This is a genomic window from Streptomyces sp. NBC_01669, assembly GCF_026339735.1.
Classification (GTDB): domain Bacteria; phylum Actinomycetota; class Actinomycetes; order Streptomycetales; family Streptomycetaceae; genus Streptomyces; species Streptomyces yanii.
Map to the genome: position 1 here is coordinate 3057794 of NZ_JAPEQG010000001.1, position 17282 is coordinate 3075075.

A 17282-nucleotide genomic window follows, 5' to 3' on the forward strand; every position below is an offset into this window, starting at 1 on the left:
GCCGGGGGTCCTTCCGGCGATCAGCCCTTGTTCTGGGCAGCCCAGAACTCGTCGAAGGTGAGGAGACCGTCACCGTTCGTGTCGTGGGAGTTGATGACGGCCTGGGCCACCGGCTCGGTGACGTAGGGGTCACCCAGCTGAGCCATCACGCTCTTGTACTCGGCGGCCGAAATCAGACCGTCGCCGTTCAGGTCGTACCGCTCGAACGCCTTGCGCGCCGACTCGATGTCCGCCACTGTTCCGCCCCTTCGTAATGCCTAACTGACGGGGGTCAGATTAACGGGCGCGAGAGGGACCGATTGCGGCGGCCGGTCGTCGATCATGGGTGGGGTGTCCGCGGACGGCGGACAGGACCGGGAACCCGGGAGGGGAACACTTCATGACCGACGCACTGGCCCAGATCCTGACGGCTGCCGCACACGGGCGGTTCCCGCCGCCGGACGGTTCCACGACCGTGGTGGCACAGCCGAACGCACGGGACGCCGGGGTGCTGGCCTTCACCGCGCACTCGGTGGTGTTCACCGACGAGGATCCGGACTGGGTACGGGCCACGCTGGCCGGCACCCCGGGCGACGCGCTCGCCGCGACGATGAATCCGCACTTCCTGGGCGCGCTGCTGGCCCGTACCGGACGGCACATGAACACCATCGATCTGCTGACCGTCGCGGGCGCGCTGCCGGGCGAGCCGGGGATCGGGCTCCGCGAGATCGAGGACCCGGAACACCCGCGGGTGGCGCGGGCGATGAAGTTCCGCGACGAGGTCCGGGTCTGGGCCGCCGACGGCGGGGTGCTGATCCTCGGCCGTGGGGTCGCCGGGCGATGGGAGACGGCGATCGAGGTGGCGGAGGAGGCGCGCGGCCGCCGCCTCGGGGAGCGCCTGGCGCGGGCGGCCCGGCACCTGGTGCCGGACGAGGTGGTATGGGCGCAGCAGTCGCCGGGGAACGCCCGCAGTGTGCGGACGTTCCAGGCGGCGGGCTACCGTCCGGTGGGCTCGGAGGCGCTGCTGGTCGCGGGCTGAGTCACGGACTCTGCGGCGGGTCAGCGGAAGACGCCGGTGTGGCCGAGCGAGTAGCGGCCCGGCTGCGGATAGACGGCGAGTCCGTGCGGTCCGCTGCCCACCGGGATCCGGGCGAGCTGCTTTCCGGTGGCCGTGTCGATCGCGTACACCTCGGCGTTGTAACGCCCCGACAGCCAGAGGACCTTGCCGTCCGGTGAGACACCGCCCATGTCCGGGCTGCCGCCGTTCGGCAGGCGCCACTTCTTCGTCAGCTTGTTCCGTGCGAAGTCGAAGATGGAGATGGTTCCTTCGCCGCGGTTGGAGATGTACATCACCTTGGAGTCCCGGCTGACGTACAGCCCGTGGGCCCCCTTGCCGGTGGGCAGCAGCTTCGGGGTGGTGAACTTCTTCCCGTCCAGCACCCACATGCCGTTCGCGATCATGTCCGCAATGTAGAACGTACTGCCGTCCGGCGACAGCTTCACGTCCTGTGGCATGGCCCCCTTGAACGGCAGCTTCTGCTGGCCGACGATCTTCATCTTCGCCGTGTCGACCTTGAGGAGTTCGCCGGAGAACTCGCAGGAGACGATGAAGTACCGGCCGTCCATGGAGAAGTCGGCGTGGTTGACGCCCGAGCAGTCGACTGGAACGGTCTTGGCCGTCTTCATGGTGTGGGCATCGCGGAAGACCAGCTCACGGTCCATCGAGGCCATCACGATGGCGTACTTGCCGTCCGGCGTGAAGTACAGGTTGTACGGGTCGGAGACGGGGACCGTCTTTCCGGGCTTCCCGGTGGCGGGGTCGATGGGCGTGAGACTGTCGCCGAGGTCGTTGTTCACCCAGAGCGTCTTCAGGTCCCAGGACGGGACGACGTGCTGCGGCTGGTGTCCGACCGGGATGGTCTTGATGACCTTGTACGTCTTCGGGTCGATCACCGACACCGTGTTGGAGTTGGTGTTGGGTACGTAGATCCGTGCCGGGAAGCCCTTGACGGCCGGCGACATATTTCCTGGCCGGTCGGCCGCGTACACGTCCTTGGGATCGAGCACCGGCGGCATCCCGGCGAGTCCGGGCGACGTGACGCGTCCGGGGGCGGCTTGCTCCGGGGTGGCGTTCCCCTGGACGGGGGTGTCGGCGGCCTCGGGCGTCCCCTTCTCGGCTGGGGTGCCACAGCCCGCGAGGACGGCGATGAGGATGCCGCCGAGCAGGGCCGCGGTGCGCGTGGTGGTGAGCATCAGGTCAGCAGCTCCGTGGTCGTCACCGCGCGCAGTCCGCGGCGGTCGATTTCGGCGAGGAGGACCGGCAGTGCGGCGACCGTGTCCGCGTAGCCGAAATGCAGGCTCACCACCGATCCGTTGCGGATCTCCCCGGCGACCTTGCGGGTGACGGCCGCGGCGCCGGGAGAGGTGAAGTCGAGGGAGTCCACGTCGTACGAGAGGACGTGTGGGTAGCCCGCCCGGTGGGCGAGGCGCTGGACGAGCGGGGTGGCGTGCTGGGTACGCGAGGGCCGGAACCAGGTGCCGATGGAGCCGGTGAGCCGGCGCAGCCGTTGGGCGCAGCCGGTGATCTCCGCGTATGCCTCGGACTCGCCCATCGCCGAGATGTCGGCATGGTGCTGGGTGTGATTGCCGAGGTCATGGCCGCCGTCGAGGATCCGGCGGGCCATGTCGGGGTGCTCGTCGAGCCAGCTGCCGACGGCGAGGACGGTGATCCGGGCGTGGGCCCGTTCCGCCTCGGCGAGCACGGTCCGGGCGATGGCGGGGTCGCCCTGGCCGTGGAAGGTGAGGGCGACGCGGGCGCGGTGACGGGGACCGTGGTCGATCTGGACCGGCTGCCCGGGGAAGCGGTGCGGGGCGGGCGCGGGGTGCGGGGCCTGGGGCTTCGCGCCCCCGGGGGTCGTCGCGGGAGTGGTGGCCGGGGTCTTCGCCGAGGTGTTGACGGCGCCGCGTTCGTCCGTACATCCCGCCGCAAGGACGCCGGCCAGGGCTGCCCCTGCACCCGCACGCAGTGTGCTGCGGCGGTGGACCGGCGTCTCGGAGGCCTTCATGGGCAGAACAGTAGGTGCGAAATGTCAGAAAAATAACAATCACCCACATTCACACTCCTTCCCGGGTCGCGAAGGAAGTGCCGCCAATGGCCCGATTACTCGATGATTCACCCGGCGAACCACATAATCATTCATGCATTGCCAGGCCAGTGACCCATCACACCTACGATTCAGTATCAAAGAGTCACGTTGTGACCAGATTTATCCGATTAGTTCCTTTGGATCCCGGGTCGCCCATCTGCCATAGTCGGTTCCACGACCTCCATTGACCCGGGCCAGGTCGTCCAGAGCGGCCGTGAACACACCCCCCATTTCACGGTCCCCACACAGAAGCCCCCGCAGCGCCGCACCACGGCCGACCGGGGGCTTCTGTGCGTCGTGCCGGGCGTCGTCACAGAGGGCGCAGGGGCGGGGGCCGGATCGGCTCAGCGGTCGGAGATCCGCATCTCGAACCAGATGGTCTTGCCGCGCGGCAGCAGATCCACCCCCCAGCGGTCGGAGAGCTTGTCGACGAGAAAGAGCCCGCGGCCGCTGATGTCCATCTCCTGGACCGGCATGAGGCACGGCAGCCCGCGCGAGGGATCGCGCACCTCGATCCGGATCCAGCCGCGGCGGCGCAGCATCCGCAGTCCGAAAATGCGCGCGCCCGTGTGCCGTACCGCATTGCCGACGAGTTCCGAGACGAGCAGAACGGCATGCTCGGCGGTCTGCGGGGAAAGCGCCCACTGGCGCAGCACCACGCAGGAGGTGAGCCGCCGGGCGGTGGCCGCGGACTCCGGACGGGAGGGCAGCCTGACTTCGTCCTCCGCCGGATTTCCGAACAACTCCAGCGCCTTGAACGCCTGTTCGTCCTCGACAGCCGGCATCCAGCGTGCCGCAGTCGCGCCGCTGCGTTGTCGCGGCTGTTCCACACCATCCAGGCCCGCCATGTCCACCATCATGGCCGCACGGCGGGCACTCCGGGGCCGTTCCGAGGGAATCTCTACCCCGGAATGGGACATTCCGTAGTGGTCGATAGGCATATGCCAGCGGCAGAATGCGACGCTCGATATAGCCACTGACCTGCGCGTATGCCCCGTCCGCGCGGGGTTGCCGGGGTCATCCGAGCGCTGAGCCTTAAGGTTCCCTTAAGGCTCAGCCAATCCGCTCGCACGGATGAATCTGCGGCAGTCTGTACCCAACTGGCGTTCGGTCAGAGGAACTTGGCCTTGCCCGGTCCCTCTTCGACAAAGCTGCGCATACCGCGCTCACGGTCCTCGGTGGCGAACAGGCCGGCGAACCAATTCCGCTCGATCGTGAGACCGGTGTCGATGTCCGTCTCCAGCCCCGCGTCGACCGACTCCTTCGCCGCGCGCAGCGCGAGAGCCGGCCCCTTGGCCAGCCGGGCCGCCCAGGCGTGCGCCTGCTCGTACACCTCGGCCGCGGGCACCACCCGGTCCACCAGGCCGATCGCCAGCGCCTCTTCGGCCTTCACGTGACGGCCGGTGAAGATCAGGTCCTTGGCCTTGGACGGGCCGACCAGCCGGGCCAGCCGCTGGGTGCCGCCCGCGCCGGGAATCAGGCCGAGCAGGATCTCGGGCTGGCCCAACTTGGCGTTGTCGGCGGCGATCCGGAAGTCGGCGCAGAGCGCCAGCTCGCAGCCGCCACCGAGCGCATAACCGGTGACGGCGGCGACGACAGGCTTGGGGATGCGGGCCACCGCGGTGAAGGAGTCCTGCAGCGCCTTGGACCGTACGACCATCGCCGTGTGGTCCATCGCCTGCATCTCCTTGATGTCCGCGCCCGCCGCGAACACCTTCTCACCGCCGTAGAGGACGACGGCGCGCACATCGTCGCGCCGCGTCGCCTCCTCGGCGAGTTCACGCAGCCGGTCCTGGGTGGCGACGTCCAGGGCGTTCATGGGCGGACGGTCCAGCCGGATCGTGCCGACGCCGTCGCTTGCTTCGAGGGTTACGGTCATGAGAGGCAGGTTAACCGTCGCTAACGACGGCGGGCCCGGTGCTGTTGGTCACAGCACCGGGCCCGCCGTCATGTCGTGCTTCGCGAACTACTTGGTCCACTCCGCCCAGGTCATGTTCCAGCCGTTGAGGCCGTTGTCCGGCTGGATGGTCTTGTCGTGGGAGTTCTTCACGATCACGACGTCGCCGATGAGCGAGTTGTCGAAGAACCAGGCAGCCGGGGTCTTCTTGCTCCACGCGCCGCGCACGTCCTGCAGACCGACGCAGCCGTGGCTGGTGTTGGTCGAACCGAAGACATAGGGAGCGCCCCAGTAGTTCCCGTGGATGAACGTGCCCGACGTGGACAGACGCATCGCGTGCGGCACGTCCTTGATGTCGTACTCGCCGCCGAAGCCGACGGTGTCGCCGTTCATCCGGGTCACCTTGAGCTTCTCGCTGATGACCATCTGGCCGTTGTACGTGGTGGTCGCAGGGGCGCCCGCGGAGATCGGGATGTTCTTGATCTGCTTGCCGTCACGGACGACCTTCATCCGGTGCGTGCTCGCGTCGACATGGCTGACCTGGCTGCGGCCGATGGTGAACGAGACCGTCTTGGCCTGCTTGCCGTAGACCCCGGGGCGTCCCTCGACGCCGTCGAGGTTCAGCTTCACGGTCACCTTGGTGCCCGCGACCCAGTACTTCTCCGGGCGGAAGTCCAAGCGGTCGTTGCCGAACCAGTGGCCCTCGACCTGTACCGCCGGCTCCGCCGTCACTTCGATGGCCTTCTCGACCGCTTCGGGGTCGGTGATACCGCGGGTGAAGTGGATCGAGACCGGCATGCCGACGCCGACCGTGGAACCGTCCTCCGGCGTGTACTGCCCGATGAAGGTGTTCTTCGGGACCAGCGTGGTGAACGTGGTGTCCTTGGCCGACTCGCGGCCCTTGGCGTCCTTGGCGATCGCGTGGACCGTGTACTTCGTCGCCGCGGCCAGGTGCTGCTCGGGCTCCCAGCTCGCGCCGTCCGCCGCGATCTTGCCCTCGACCTCGACGCCCTTGGGGTCCGCGACCTCGACCGTGGTCAGCTTGCCCTGCTCGGCGGAGATCTTCAGCGCCCCGCTGGTGGCGACCGAGTCGGCACCGTCCTTGGGCGCGACGGTCACCACCGCCTGCGAGGCGGTCGTGTCCGCGCTCCTGCCGCCGCCGCTCTTCCCGCCCTTGTCCCCGGCGTCGGTGTCTCCCCCGCCGCACGCCGTCACCAGCAACAGCAGCGCACCCAGTACCAGAGCCAGCAGTCCGGTGGTCCCCCGACCACGCCGTCCGCTGTCCGCCCCGACCGATGTCCCCGATATCGGCTGCCCGTTCAATGTGGTCGTCTCCCCTCACACGGCCTGGCCCCGCCATGGCCCCGGGAGCCTGCAGGCTCCTACCCCCGCGCGCTGCACATGCGCGCTAGCGAAAGGAAATCACACGGACCTTTGAGAGATCCCCCCAAGGATGTCACCGTTCAGTCCCAAGTTGTCCCAGGACTCCACCATGTGACGCCTGGTAGGGGCGCGAGGGTGCCCGGCCGGCCCGTCAAAGGATTCCGCATGGGCGCAGCCGGTCGGTACGGACGGCGCGGCCAGTGCGGCGAGCGGTCCTGCCCATGTCAGCGCGGTGACCGTGCTCACCCCTGCCTTCCTCGCGTTGTGGTTCACGCCCCCGCAACGACCAGGGCCTGCCGGGGGAAACGTGAGTGCGGGCCCCGCTGTGGGCAGAACAGAGGGGAGGACCACATTCGGGGAGCCGCGGCCGGGACGCCGTGCGCTCCTCTTCGGCGCCGGGTCCGATGAGCCGCGGGAGGCTGAGAGGTGTCGAGCGCAGCCGAGCAGGAGGCAGTGCGGGAGTCGGTCAGGAAGGTTCTGGAGCGGACGTCGAAGGAGGCGGGGACCGAGGCGGGGACCGGCCCGGTGGAAAAGCGGGTGCTCCACGGCGGACAGCGGCCTCCGGCCGTGTGGCCCGGTGCGCCGATGCCGCTCGGAGCCCGTTTCCGGGTGGGCCCGGACGGGGTGGCGGGCACCAACTTCGCGCTCTGGGCGGGCGGGGCCGAGGCGGTCGAGCTCTGTCTCTTCGACGAGGAGGGGGACGAGACCCGCCTCCCGCTGACCGAGCTGACCCATGAGATCTGGCACGGTTTCGTGCCGGGTGTACAGCCGGGTCAGCGGTACGGCTACCGGGTGCACGGCCGCTGGGACCCTTGGACGGGTGCCCGCTGGAACCCGGCGAAACTGCTGCTCGATCCGTACGCACGTGCGGTGGACGGCTCGTTCACCCTGCCGGCCGAGGTCTACGGCCATGTGCGGGACTGGCCGCAGCAACAGGTCGCCGACACCGTCCGGGACGAACGGGACTCCGCTCCGTACGTACCGAAGGGTGTCGTCGTCCACGATGACGACGACTGGGCGGAGGACCGGCGCCCCAAGACCCCGTGGGCCGACTCCGTCATCTACGAACTGCATGTGCGTGGCTTCACCAAGCGGCACCCGGAGATCCCGGAGGAGCTCCGGGGCACGTACGCCGGACTCGCCCACCCGGCGGCCATCGGCCATCTGACGCGGCTCGGCGTGACGGCGGTGGAACTGCTGCCGGTGCATCAGTTCGCCCACGAGGACCACCTGCTGCGGCGCGGCCTGCACAACTACTGGGGATACAACTCCATCGGCTATTTCGCCCCGCACGCGGACTACTCGGCGAGCGGTACGGGAGGCCAGCAGGTCGGCGAGTTCAAGCGGATGGTGCGGGCGCTGCACGACGCCGGGATCGAGGTCATCCTCGACGTGGTCTACAACCACACGGCGGAAGCGAGTGAGCTGGGTCCGATGCTGTCGCTGCGCGGCATCGACAATCGCGGCTACTACCGGCTTCAGTCCGACGCCCGGAGATACACCGACTACACCGGCTGCGGAAACACCCTGCATGTGGTGCAGCCGCATGTGCTGCGGCTGATCACGGACTCGCTGCGGTACTGGGTCACCGAGATGGGCGTCGACGGCTTCCGCTTCGATCTGGCGGCGGCGCTGGCCCGCTCGATGCACGACGTCGACATGCTGTCCCCGTTCCTCGCGGTGATCGCCCAGGACCCGGTGCTGCGGCGGGTGAAGCTCATCGCGGAGCCATGGGACATCGGCAACGGCGGCTACCAGGTCGGAGCCTTTCCTCCGCTGTGGACGGAGTGGAACGACCGCTACCGGGATGCCGTACGGGACTTCTGGCGCGGCGCCCTGCCCGACGTACGGGACCTCGGCTACCGGCTGACCGGATCCAGCGATCTGTACGCGTGGGGTGGCCGCCGCCCGTACGCATCGGTCAACTTCATCACCGCGCACGACGGCTTCACGCTGCGTGATCTGGTCAGTTACGAGCAGAAGCACAACGAGGCCAACGGCGAGGGCAACCGGGACGGCACGTCGGACAACCGGGCCTGGAACTGCGGCACCGAGGGCGAGACCGACGACCCCGGGATCAACGCGCTGCGCCGCCGCCAGCTGCGCAATCTGCTCACCACCCTGCTGCTGTCGACCGGGGTGCCGATGCTGGTCGCGGGCGACGAGATGGGCCGGACGCAGGGCGGCAACAACAACGCCTACTGCCAGGACAACGAGATCGGCTGGCTGGACTGGTCGCTGCTCGACCAGCCGCAGTGGCGGGAACTGACCGAACTGACGGCGCGGCTGCTCGCGCTGCGCCACACCCATCCGGTGCTGCGCCGCCGCGCCTTCTTCTCCGGCCGGCCGCAGGCCGCGGACGGGCTGCGGGACCTCGCGTGGTTCACCCGGCAGGGGACGGAGATGACGGAGGAGGACTGGTACGCACCGGCCGCGACCGTCGGGCTCTATCTCTCCGGGCGTGACATCCCGGGCCGGGACGCGCGCGGCGAACAGGTCACGGACGACAGCTTCCTGGCGATCCTGCACGCCGCCGACCGCCCGAGCAGCTTCCGGCTTCCCGGTCCGCCGTGGGCGCAGGCGTACGAACTGGTGCTGGACACCTCGCGGGAGGACCAGTCCACCGCTCCGGGGACCGTGCACCGCGGCTCCGAGATGCTGACGGTGCCGGCGAGGGCTGTGGTGCTGCTGCGCGTCAGGGAGTGATGCGGAACAGGGCGGACGGCCGGCTCAGCCGAGGATGCCGCGCTCGTAGGCGGTCGCGACGGCCGCGGCGCGGTCCTTGGCGCCCAGTTTCGCGAAGATGTGCGTGAGATGGCTCTTCACCGTCGCCTCGCTGATGAACAGTTCGGCGGCGATCTCCCGGTTCGAGGTTCCCTTGGCGACCAGTTCGAGCACCTCGCGCTCCCGTGCGGACAGCGCCTCGTGGCCCGCGGCGCCGGGGCTGCGTACCCGCGCGAGGAGCCGGGAGGCGACCGCGGGCGACAGCACGGTGCGTCCATCGGCGGCGGCGCGCACGGCGGTGAAGAGCTCTTCGCGGGGCGCGTCCTTGAGCAGATAGCCGGTCGCGCCCGCCTCGATCGCGGGCAGGGTGTCGGAGTCGGTGTCGTACGTGGTGAGGACGAGCACCTTGGAACGTGCGCCGCGCCGAGTGAGCTCGGCGATCGCGGCGACCCCGCCGCCGCCGGGCATCCGCAGGTCCATCAGGACGACGTCGGGGTCGAGCCGGGTGGCCAGATCGACTCCCTCGACGCCGTCGGCCGCCTCGCCGAGCACCTCGAAGCCGGGGGCCGATGCGAACATGCCGCGCAGACCGTCCCGTACGACGGGGTGGTCGTCGACGACGATGAGGGTGATGGTGCGTGCGGTCTCGTCAGCCATGGCGGTCCCACCGTACGCCCTGGTCATTGGTGAGGCACGAGGGGGACGCGGGCGGAAACGGCTGCTCCGTTGCCCGGTTCCGACTCCACCACGACGGCGCCCGCGATCCGTTCGGCGCGGGCGCGCATGCCGCTGAGACCGAAACCGTCCGTTCCCCGGTACGGCGGCAGGGCCACCGGATCGAAGCCGCAGCCGTCGTCCCGTACGTCCAGGGTGACTTCGTCGCCCATGAAGGAGAGCGTGACGCCGACCCGGGAGGCCCCGGAGTGGCGTCCCGCGTTGGCGAGGGCCTCCTCCGCGATCCGCAGCAGCGTGGCCCCGACCTCGTCGTGCAGCGGTTCGGCGGTGCCGGTCACCGTGAACTCCGCTCGTACGCCGACCCGTTCCGCCCAGCTCGCGACGGTCTTCTCGAGCGCTTCGGGAAGGTCGTCGTGGGCCAGTGCGGCGGGGACCAGATTGCGCACGGACCGGCGTGCCTCGCCGAGGCTGTGGCGGGCGAGCGCGGCAGCGCGGTCGAGGTGCTTGCGGGCCAGCGCCGGGTCGGAATCGGCGGTGGAGGTGACCGCCTGGAGCTGGGCGATGATGCCGGTCAGCCCCTGGGCGATGGTGTCGTGGATCTCCGCGGCCAGCCGGCTCCGCTCGTCGGCGACGCCCGCCTCGCGGGCCTGGACGAGGAGTTGGGCGTGCAGGCCCGCGTTCTCCGCCAGGGCCTGTTCGAGACGGGCGTTGGCGGACTCCAGTTCGGCGATGGTGTCGATCTGGGTGCGGGCGTGCTCGGCCTGCCGGGTGTCGATCTGTGCGAAGACGAGGACGAGGGTGCTGTGCAGGGCGAGGAGGATGCCGAAGGCCGTCCAGTTCGTCAACGTGTCCGGCGGGAAACCGCTGCCGCACTGGGAGCCCGCCATGGTGACGGCGGTGGCCAGCATCCCGACGCGTGCGGCCCGCTTGGGGAGGAGGCGCGCCGCGTCGAAGTAGCCGAGGAGCGCGAACATGGAGAAGAACGGGTTGCACCAGGTCAGTACGAAGGCGAGGACCGTGCGTACGGCGAAGTAGAGCTGCGCGGCCCGCGACCGCCCAGCAGGCCGGTGGCGGCTCCAGCTCCACCAGAGCTGGAGCGCCAGCGCCACCGGGACCAGCACCCCGGCCACGTACATCCCGGTACGGCTCATGATGAGGTCGGCGGACATCGCCGAGACGATGGTGGCCAGCCCGAGCAGACCGTACGGCCCGAACCGGTAGAACTGTTCCCACCCCTGCTCGGCCGTGGTGACCGCTGCGGCATCCCCGCCGGTGTGCCCCGTTCCCATGGGGGCAGTCTGCCCCGGACCGGCCGGATGCGTTACTCCCACTTGAACCAGCGGCCGGCCGCGGCAGCCGGCAGGACCGTCCACAGGGCCATCACCCCCAGATGCATCCAGCCCGGCCAGCCGCCTGAGGCCGCCCGGTCCAGCGCCTGGGAGGCCGCGCCGAAGGGAGTGCACTCGACGATCCGGCGGAGGACTTCGGGCATCGCCTGGACCGGTAGCCAGACCCCCGCGGTGAACATCATCACGAGGTAGACGACCGAGCTGACGGCGGCGGAGACCTTGGTGGTCCGGGAGAGCGCGCTGACCATGGCGCCGAGGGCGAGGACGCTCGCGGTCGCCAGAAGCAGGGCGAGCAGGTAGCCGGCGGGCTGACCGGGCAGCCGCACGTCGAAGGCGATCCGGCCGACGGCCAGGGCCAGCACGGCCGAGCCCAGGGCGGCGGCGCCGTGCAAGGCGATCTGTGCGGTGAGCAGGGCGGACGGACGTACCGGAGTGGTCGACATACGGCGCAGGATGCCCCGTTCGCGATAGCCGGCAAGGACGGGTGGCATGGCCTGGAGCCCGGACATGATCATGGCGAGCAGTACGGCCACCGGCACATACAGGTCGATGACGCGGCGGCCGCCGAGGCCGTCGTCGGCTTCCCGGTAGGACGGGACCAGACCGAGGATCGTCAGGAGGACGGTCGGGAAGACGAGGATCCAGAAGAGGCTGCCGGGTTCGCGGAGGAAGAGCCGGGCCTCGCAGGTGAGGACGGCGAGGGAGGGGGCCGAAGCAGAAGAGGGGGCGGTGGGGGCCGGAGGGTTCGATGCGAGAGGTGTGGTCATCTCAGGCCGCCTGTTCCGTGTCTGCTGCTTCTGTCCGTGTCTCGGTGAGGTCGAGGAAGGCGTCGTCCAAGGTCGCTTCGGAGACGCGCAGTTGATGTGCGGTGATGCGGTGCCGGGCCAGCAGCGAGATCACCGCGTTGACGGTCTCGTCGGTGCCGTTGATGACGATCCGGCCGCCCTTCTGCTCGACCGATGCCGCTGCGGGGAGCGCCGCCAGATCGTCGGGGGCGAGCGGTTGCGAGGGGGTGAAGGAGATGACGGTGGAACTGCCGGCCTTGCGGATCAGGCCGGACGGGGTGTCGAGGGCGACGACCCGCCCCTTGTCGATCACGGCGATCCGGTCGCAGAGCCGCTGGGCCTCCTCCATGAAGTGGGTGACGAGGAGGACGGTCACGCCGCTGTCGCGCACCTCTTCGATCAGTTGCCAGGTGTCACGGCGGGCCCGCGGATCGAGTCCGGTGGTCAGCTCGTCGAGCACCACGGCCCGCGGGTTGCCGATCAGCGCAAGGGCAATGGACAGCCGCTGCTTCTGACCGCCCGACAGCTTGGCGAACCGGGTGGTGAGCCTGGTGTGCAGACCGAGCCGTTCGGCCAGGGACCGCCAGTCGGCGGGGTCCGGATGGAATGCGCTGTACAGCTCCAGTGCCTCGCGGACCGTGAGCTTGGCCTGCAGTTCGCTCTCCTGGAGCTGGGCGCCGAGCAGGCGCGTCACCCGGTCGTGGTCGGCGACAGGGTCGAGTCCGGCGACCCGGACCGTACCGGCGTCGGGGATCCGCAGACCCTCGACGCATTCGACGGTCGTGGTCTTGCCCGCGCCGTTGGGGCCGAGAATCCCGAAGATCTCCCCCTCGTCGACGGCGAACGTCACGCCGTCCACCGCGGTGCGCCCGGCGTAGGCCTTGTGCACCGCGTTCACTTCGATGATTGCCATGGGTACGAGGGTCCCGTCGGGCGGGCCCGCGCGGCATCGGCCATCACGCTCGGAACGGCATCGGCCGATCGGTTGACTCCGGGGTACGACCGGACGGTCTCGGGCCATTGGGGGCGAGATGTCGACAGAGCGACGAAAACCAGATGAGTGATGTCAGTGGTGAACCGTAGGCTCGCCCCTGATGCCCGAAACACATGTAGAGCCCAAGGACCGGTCCGCCGCGCGCTCCCTCCTGCGGCTGTGGCCTTACGTGAAGCCTGTACGTATCCGCCTGTTCGGAGCGGCAGCCGTGGCGATCGTCGCCTCCTGCCTCGGCCTGGTGATACCCCTCGTACTGAAGTGGATCGTGGACGGCCCGGTCGCGCACCGTGATCCGGGCGGAGTCTGGCTCGGTGCGCTGTACCTGTTGGTGCTGGGCATCGCCGAGGCACTGCTCTTCGGGCTGCGGCGATGGCTGGTGGCGCGGCCGCTGGCGGGCGTCGAGGCATCGATGCGGGCCGACCTGTACCGGCATCTGCAACGGCTGCCGGTGGCCTTCCACGACCGCTGGCCGTCCGGGCAGCTACTGTCGCGCGGAACCACGGACCTGATGCTGCTGCGCATGTTCCTGGCATTCCCGCTGACGTTTCTCCTGGTCAACGCCACCACCATCCTGGCGGGTTTCATCATTTTGCTGGTGCAGCAGTGGACGCTGGGCCTGGTGCTGCTCGTACCGGTCGTGCCACTGGTGATCCTCTGCTCCGTCTTCGAGACGAAGTTCGCGGTGGTGGCGCGCAAGGCCCAGGACCAGGTCGGCGATCTGACGACGGTCGTCGAGGAGAGCGTCCTCGGCATCCGGATCATCAAGGGCTTCGGGAGGCACCGGAGCCAGGCCCTGGCCTTCCGCGGCCTCTCGCAGCGACTGCGCGGCACCGAACTCGACAAGGCCCGGCTGCTGGCCGGCATCTGGGCCTTCATCACCACGATCCCGGAGCTGGCGATCGGCGCGGCGCTGGTTCTCGGCACGATCCAGGTCGCCGACGGAGATCTCTCGGCAGGCACGCTGGTGGCGTTCCTGTCGACCGCTCTCGCGCTGCGGTGGCCGGTCGAGTCGATCGGTTTCCTTCTGGCGATGAGCCAGGAGTCGGCGACGGCGACCGAGCGGTTCTTCGAGGTGATGGATGTGGAGGAGGAGCGCGAGACCACCGGGGAGTCTTCCTCGCAGTCCTCCCCGCCGCCCTCGCAGCAGCACGCGGACGGCGGAATGGTCTTCGAAGGCGTCGAGTTCCGCTACCCCGACGCGGAGTCGGGCTCCGCACCCGTGCTGAGCCGGATCGATCTGCGGATCCGCCCCGGCGAGACCATGGCCCTGGTCGGGGCCACCGGATCGGGGAAGACGACGCTCACCGCCCTCGTACCGAGGCTGCACGACGCCACCGCCGGGCGGATCACGCTGGACGGCACCGACATCACCACCATGCGGCGCGAACAGCTGCGTGAGCTGGTGTCCGTGGCGTTCGAGGAGCCGACGCTCTTCTCGGCGAGCGTCGGGGAGAACGTCCTCATGGGCGCCGACGGCGCCGGCGAGGACGAGCTGCGGCGGGCGCTCTCGATCGCCCAGGCCGACTTCGTGTACGACCTGCCGGAAGGCATCCACACCCAGGTCGGCGAGCAGGGGCTCAGTCTCTCCGGAGGCCAGCGGCAGCGCCTCGCACTGGCCCGCGCCGTCGTCGGGCAGCCGCGCTTCCTGGTGCTCGACGACCCGCTCTCCGCCCTGGACGTACATACGGAGACGCTGGTGGAGGCCGCCCTGCGGCGCGTGCTCGAGTCGACCACCGCCATCGTGGTCGCCCACCGGCCGTCCACCGTGATGCTCGCGGACCGGGTGGCGCTGCTGTCCGAGGGCCGGATCAGCGCCGTGGGCACCCACCAGGAACTGCTGCGCAGCAACGCCGAGTACGCCTGGCTGATGTCCGGCGCCGGGGACGCACCCGAATTCCTGTCCACCGACGGCATGCCTGCCATGGTCGTCCCTGCCGAGAAGGACAGCACCCGATGACCAACGCAACGACCGGACGCCCCGCGGGAGCGGGCGGCAGCGACGAGAGCGAGCCCCTGAGCGGCACCGACGCAACCACCGGCGCTGCAGACGTGGCCAGGGGTACGGATACGGACACCCTGACCCGTGACCGGCCGGCAACAAGACCGGACGACACCACACGGAAGCCGCCGGAGGCCGCGTCCGAGCCCGGCTCCGCCTCCGGCGCCCAGGACCCCTTCGACCAGGACGACCTGCCCACTCCGCGCGGCGCGACCCGCGCCCTGTTGCTGTCCCTGCTCGGCCCGCTCAGGGGCAGGGTGGTGGTGGCCACGCTGTTCCTGCTGATCCAGCAGGCCGCGGTCCAGGTGGGTCCGCTGCTCGTCGCCTACGCCATCGACAGCGGCGTACCCGCGTTCCGCGACAAGGACTACGGACCGCTGATCGCCGTGGCCATCGGGTACGCGCTCTGTTCGGCCGGCGCGGGGAGCATGCAGTACGCGTTCATCCAGGCCTCCGCCCGGATCAACCAGGACGTGCTGCTCGATCTCCGGGGGCGGATCTTCCGTCATGCGCAGGCACTGAGCGTGGACTTCCATGAGCGCTACACCTCAGGTCGGCTGATCTCCCGGTCCACCACGGATGTGGAGTCGCTGCGGGAGCTGCTCAGCGAGGGGCTGCAGGAACTGATCGGCGTCGTGCTCTCCTTCATCTCCATCTCGTTGTTGCTGCTGTGGCTGGACGTCGGTCTCGGATCGGTCGCCGTCCTCTCGTTCGTACCGCTGTATCTGCTGGTGCGGCTCTACCAGCGACGCGCCGGGGTGATCTATGCCGCCCGGTCGACAGCGATCGCATCGGTCATCGTGAAGTTCGCGGAGACGATCAACGGGATCCGTCCCGTCCAGGCGTTCCGTCGCGAGCGCATCAACGACACAGAATTCGAGCGGCTCAACCAGCGGCACTGCCGGACGAACGGCGACGCGCTGCTGGAGATGGCGCGCTACGTGGTCGGCTCCCGGCTGGTCGCCAACACGGCGGTCGCCGGGATCGTGCTGTGGGGTGCGTACCGAGTCGCCTCAGGGACGCTCGCGCTCGGCGTGCTCGCCGCGGCCGTGCTCTACCTGCGGCGGCTGTACGACCCGATAGACCGGCTCGGCATGTTCCTCAACTCCTACCAGTCGGCCGCGGCTTCGCTGGAGAAGATCGCGGGGCTGCTGGCCCAGACGCCCACCGTCCCCGAGGCGGCGAATCCGCGGGAGCTGCCTGCCCGCACGGGTGAGCACCCGGGGCGGGACGTCTCCTTCGACTCGGTGAGATTCGCCTACCGCACGGGCGGCGAAGTGCTGCCCCGCTTCGATCTGACGATCCCGGCGGGGCAGACCGTGGCTGTGGTCGGCTCGACAGGAGCCGGGAAGTCGACGCTCGCCAAGCTGCTGGCCCGGTTCTACGACCCGACCGACGGCCGGGTGCTGCTGGACGGGACGGATCTGCGCGATCTGGCCACGCCCGAACTGCGGCGCGGTGTCGTGATGGTGACCCAGGAGGCGTTTCTCTTCTCGGGGACGGTCGCCGAGAACATTGCCATCGGCCGTCCGGAAGCCCCTCGCGAGGAGATCGAGCGGGCCGCGAAGGCGATCGGCGCGCACGACTTCATCAGCGGACTGCCCGACGGGTACGACACGGATGTCCGCAAGAGGGGCGGGCGGATCTCGGCGGGCCAGCGCCAGCTGGTCGCCTTCGCCCGCGCCCTGCTCGCGGATCCAGCGGTCCTGATCCTCGACGAAGCGACGAGCTCCCTCGACATCCCCGGCGAACGCGCCGTGCAACGGGCCATGGACACGGTGTTGCACGGCCGCACCGCGGTCGTGATCGCCCACCGGCTGTCGACCGTGGAGATCGCGGACCGGGTACTGGTCATGGAGCACGGCCAGATCGTGGAGGACGGCTCCCCGTCCGAACTCATCGGCGGCACCGGCCGGTTCGCGGGGCTCCACCGCGCCTGGCGGGAAAGCCTGGCCTGACCCGCTTCCCCGCAACAACCACCGGCGTCGGCACAACCACGCCGGGCGGACGACCGGCCGGTGCGGCGGTGCCGCGCACCGGCTCGGGAGCGGTCGGGCAGGTGCCGTTGCCGGCCTGACCCCGCTCCGTCGCGCTGCCAGGTCGTCACCGCGGCCCAGGAACAGCACGTGTTCCCGGGGCCGTCCGCGCCCTTGGCCAGGAGCTCCCTGCGTTGCCGGGCGTGGTCCGGATCACCGTGCGGATCACCGCATGCTCTGCCACCGATCAAGGGCTGCGCACGGCGCTCGCCGCTGTCGGTGTGGAGACGTGCCGCTGAAGACGCGGACGGCCGGGGCATTCGCCCGACAGGCTCTCAGGCCCGAGCGGACCGCCCGGCGATCTCGGCAAGCTCA

Annotated in this window: 14 protein-coding genes; 4 read left to right on the forward strand and 10 right to left on the reverse strand. The window is 69.7% G+C overall.

What is annotated here, in order from left to right; genetic code table 11:
* Nucleotides 1-20: 20 nt before the first annotated feature.
* Nucleotides 21-236, reverse strand: coding sequence for an EF-hand domain-containing protein (locus OG972_RS13355; protein WP_037690105.1), 216 nt, complete (start codon nucleotides 234-236; stop codon nucleotides 21-23).
* Between the two features lie 143 nt (nucleotides 237-379).
* Here OG972_RS13355 and OG972_RS13360 point away from each other — a divergent pair, with 143 nt between their 5' ends.
* On the forward strand, nucleotides 380-1018 hold the full coding sequence (locus OG972_RS13360; RefSeq protein WP_266981309.1) for a GNAT family N-acetyltransferase: 639 nt from the start codon (nucleotides 380-382) through the stop codon (nucleotides 1016-1018).
* Between the two features lie 20 nt (nucleotides 1019-1038).
* On the opposite strand, the gene OG972_RS13365 is transcribed toward OG972_RS13360, so the two are convergent.
* The 5 genes from OG972_RS13365 to OG972_RS13385 form a co-directional block, all read right to left on the reverse strand.
* The gene (locus OG972_RS13365) at nucleotides 1039-2232 is read right to left on the reverse strand and encodes a YncE family protein (RefSeq protein WP_266981310.1); all 1194 of its coding nucleotides are present in this window, start codon (nucleotides 2230-2232) and stop codon (nucleotides 1039-1041) included.
* Nucleotides 2232-3044 (reverse strand): polysaccharide deacetylase family protein, encoded by an 813-nt coding sequence (locus tag OG972_RS13370; RefSeq protein WP_266981311.1) that lies wholly within the window; start codon nucleotides 3042-3044, stop codon nucleotides 2232-2234. The genes OG972_RS13365 and OG972_RS13370 overlap by 1 nt, the downstream gene beginning before the upstream one ends.
* 425 nt (nucleotides 3045-3469) lie before the next feature.
* Complete coding sequence (locus tag OG972_RS13375; protein WP_266981312.1) at nucleotides 3470-3985, reverse strand: ATP-binding protein; 516 nt, start codon at nucleotides 3983-3985, stop codon at nucleotides 3470-3472.
* A gap of 251 nt (nucleotides 3986-4236) precedes the next feature.
* A complete protein-coding gene (locus OG972_RS13380) occupies nucleotides 4237-5004 on the reverse strand; it encodes an enoyl-CoA hydratase/isomerase family protein (RefSeq protein WP_266981313.1) in 768 nt (255 codons plus the stop codon).
* Between the two features lie 87 nt (nucleotides 5005-5091).
* Entirely contained in the window at nucleotides 5092-6345 is a 1254-nt protein-coding gene (locus OG972_RS13385; protein ID WP_266981314.1) for an Ig-like domain-containing protein, read from the reverse strand.
* A gap of 585 nt (nucleotides 6346-6930) precedes the next feature.
* Between OG972_RS13385 and glgX the strand changes: the two genes are divergently transcribed.
* Complete coding sequence (gene glgX, locus OG972_RS13390; protein ID WP_266990461.1) at nucleotides 6931-9111, forward strand: glycogen debranching protein GlgX; 2181 nt, start codon at nucleotides 6931-6933, stop codon at nucleotides 9109-9111.
* Nucleotides 9112-9135: 24 nt separating this feature from the next.
* Here glgX and OG972_RS13395 read toward each other — a convergent pair whose 3' ends face one another.
* Genes OG972_RS13395 through OG972_RS13410 form a run of 4 tightly spaced genes read right to left on the reverse strand, consistent with a single transcriptional unit; the run spans nucleotide 9136 to nucleotide 12851 of the window.
* The gene (locus tag OG972_RS13395; RefSeq protein ID WP_266981315.1) at nucleotides 9136-9786 is read right to left on the reverse strand and encodes a response regulator transcription factor; all 651 of its coding nucleotides are present in this window, start codon (nucleotides 9784-9786) and stop codon (nucleotides 9136-9138) included.
* A gap of 23 nt (nucleotides 9787-9809) precedes the next feature.
* Nucleotides 9810-11093 (reverse strand): sensor histidine kinase, encoded by a 1284-nt coding sequence (locus OG972_RS13400; RefSeq protein WP_266981316.1) that lies wholly within the window; start codon nucleotides 11091-11093, stop codon nucleotides 9810-9812.
* A 32-nt stretch (nucleotides 11094-11125) separates the two neighbouring features.
* A complete protein-coding gene (locus OG972_RS13405; protein ID WP_266981317.1) occupies nucleotides 11126-11920 on the reverse strand; it encodes an ABC transporter permease in 795 nt (264 codons plus the stop codon).
* 1 nt (nucleotide 11921) lies between these two features.
* A complete protein-coding gene (locus OG972_RS13410) occupies nucleotides 11922-12851 on the reverse strand; it encodes an ABC transporter ATP-binding protein (protein WP_266981318.1) in 930 nt (309 codons plus the stop codon).
* A 181-nt stretch (nucleotides 12852-13032) separates the two neighbouring features.
* Between OG972_RS13410 and OG972_RS13415 the strand changes: the two genes are divergently transcribed.
* Together OG972_RS13415 and OG972_RS13420 are read left to right on the forward strand one after the other, a co-directional pair.
* On the forward strand, nucleotides 13033-14889 hold the full coding sequence (locus tag OG972_RS13415; RefSeq protein ID WP_266981319.1) for an ABC transporter ATP-binding protein: 1857 nt from the start codon (nucleotides 13033-13035) through the stop codon (nucleotides 14887-14889).
* Nucleotides 14886-16889 (forward strand): ABC transporter ATP-binding protein, encoded by a 2004-nt coding sequence (locus OG972_RS13420; protein ID WP_266981320.1) that lies wholly within the window; start codon nucleotides 14886-14888, stop codon nucleotides 16887-16889. The genes OG972_RS13415 and OG972_RS13420 overlap by 4 nt, the downstream gene beginning before the upstream one ends.
* Nucleotides 16890-17282 lie beyond the last annotated feature (393 nt).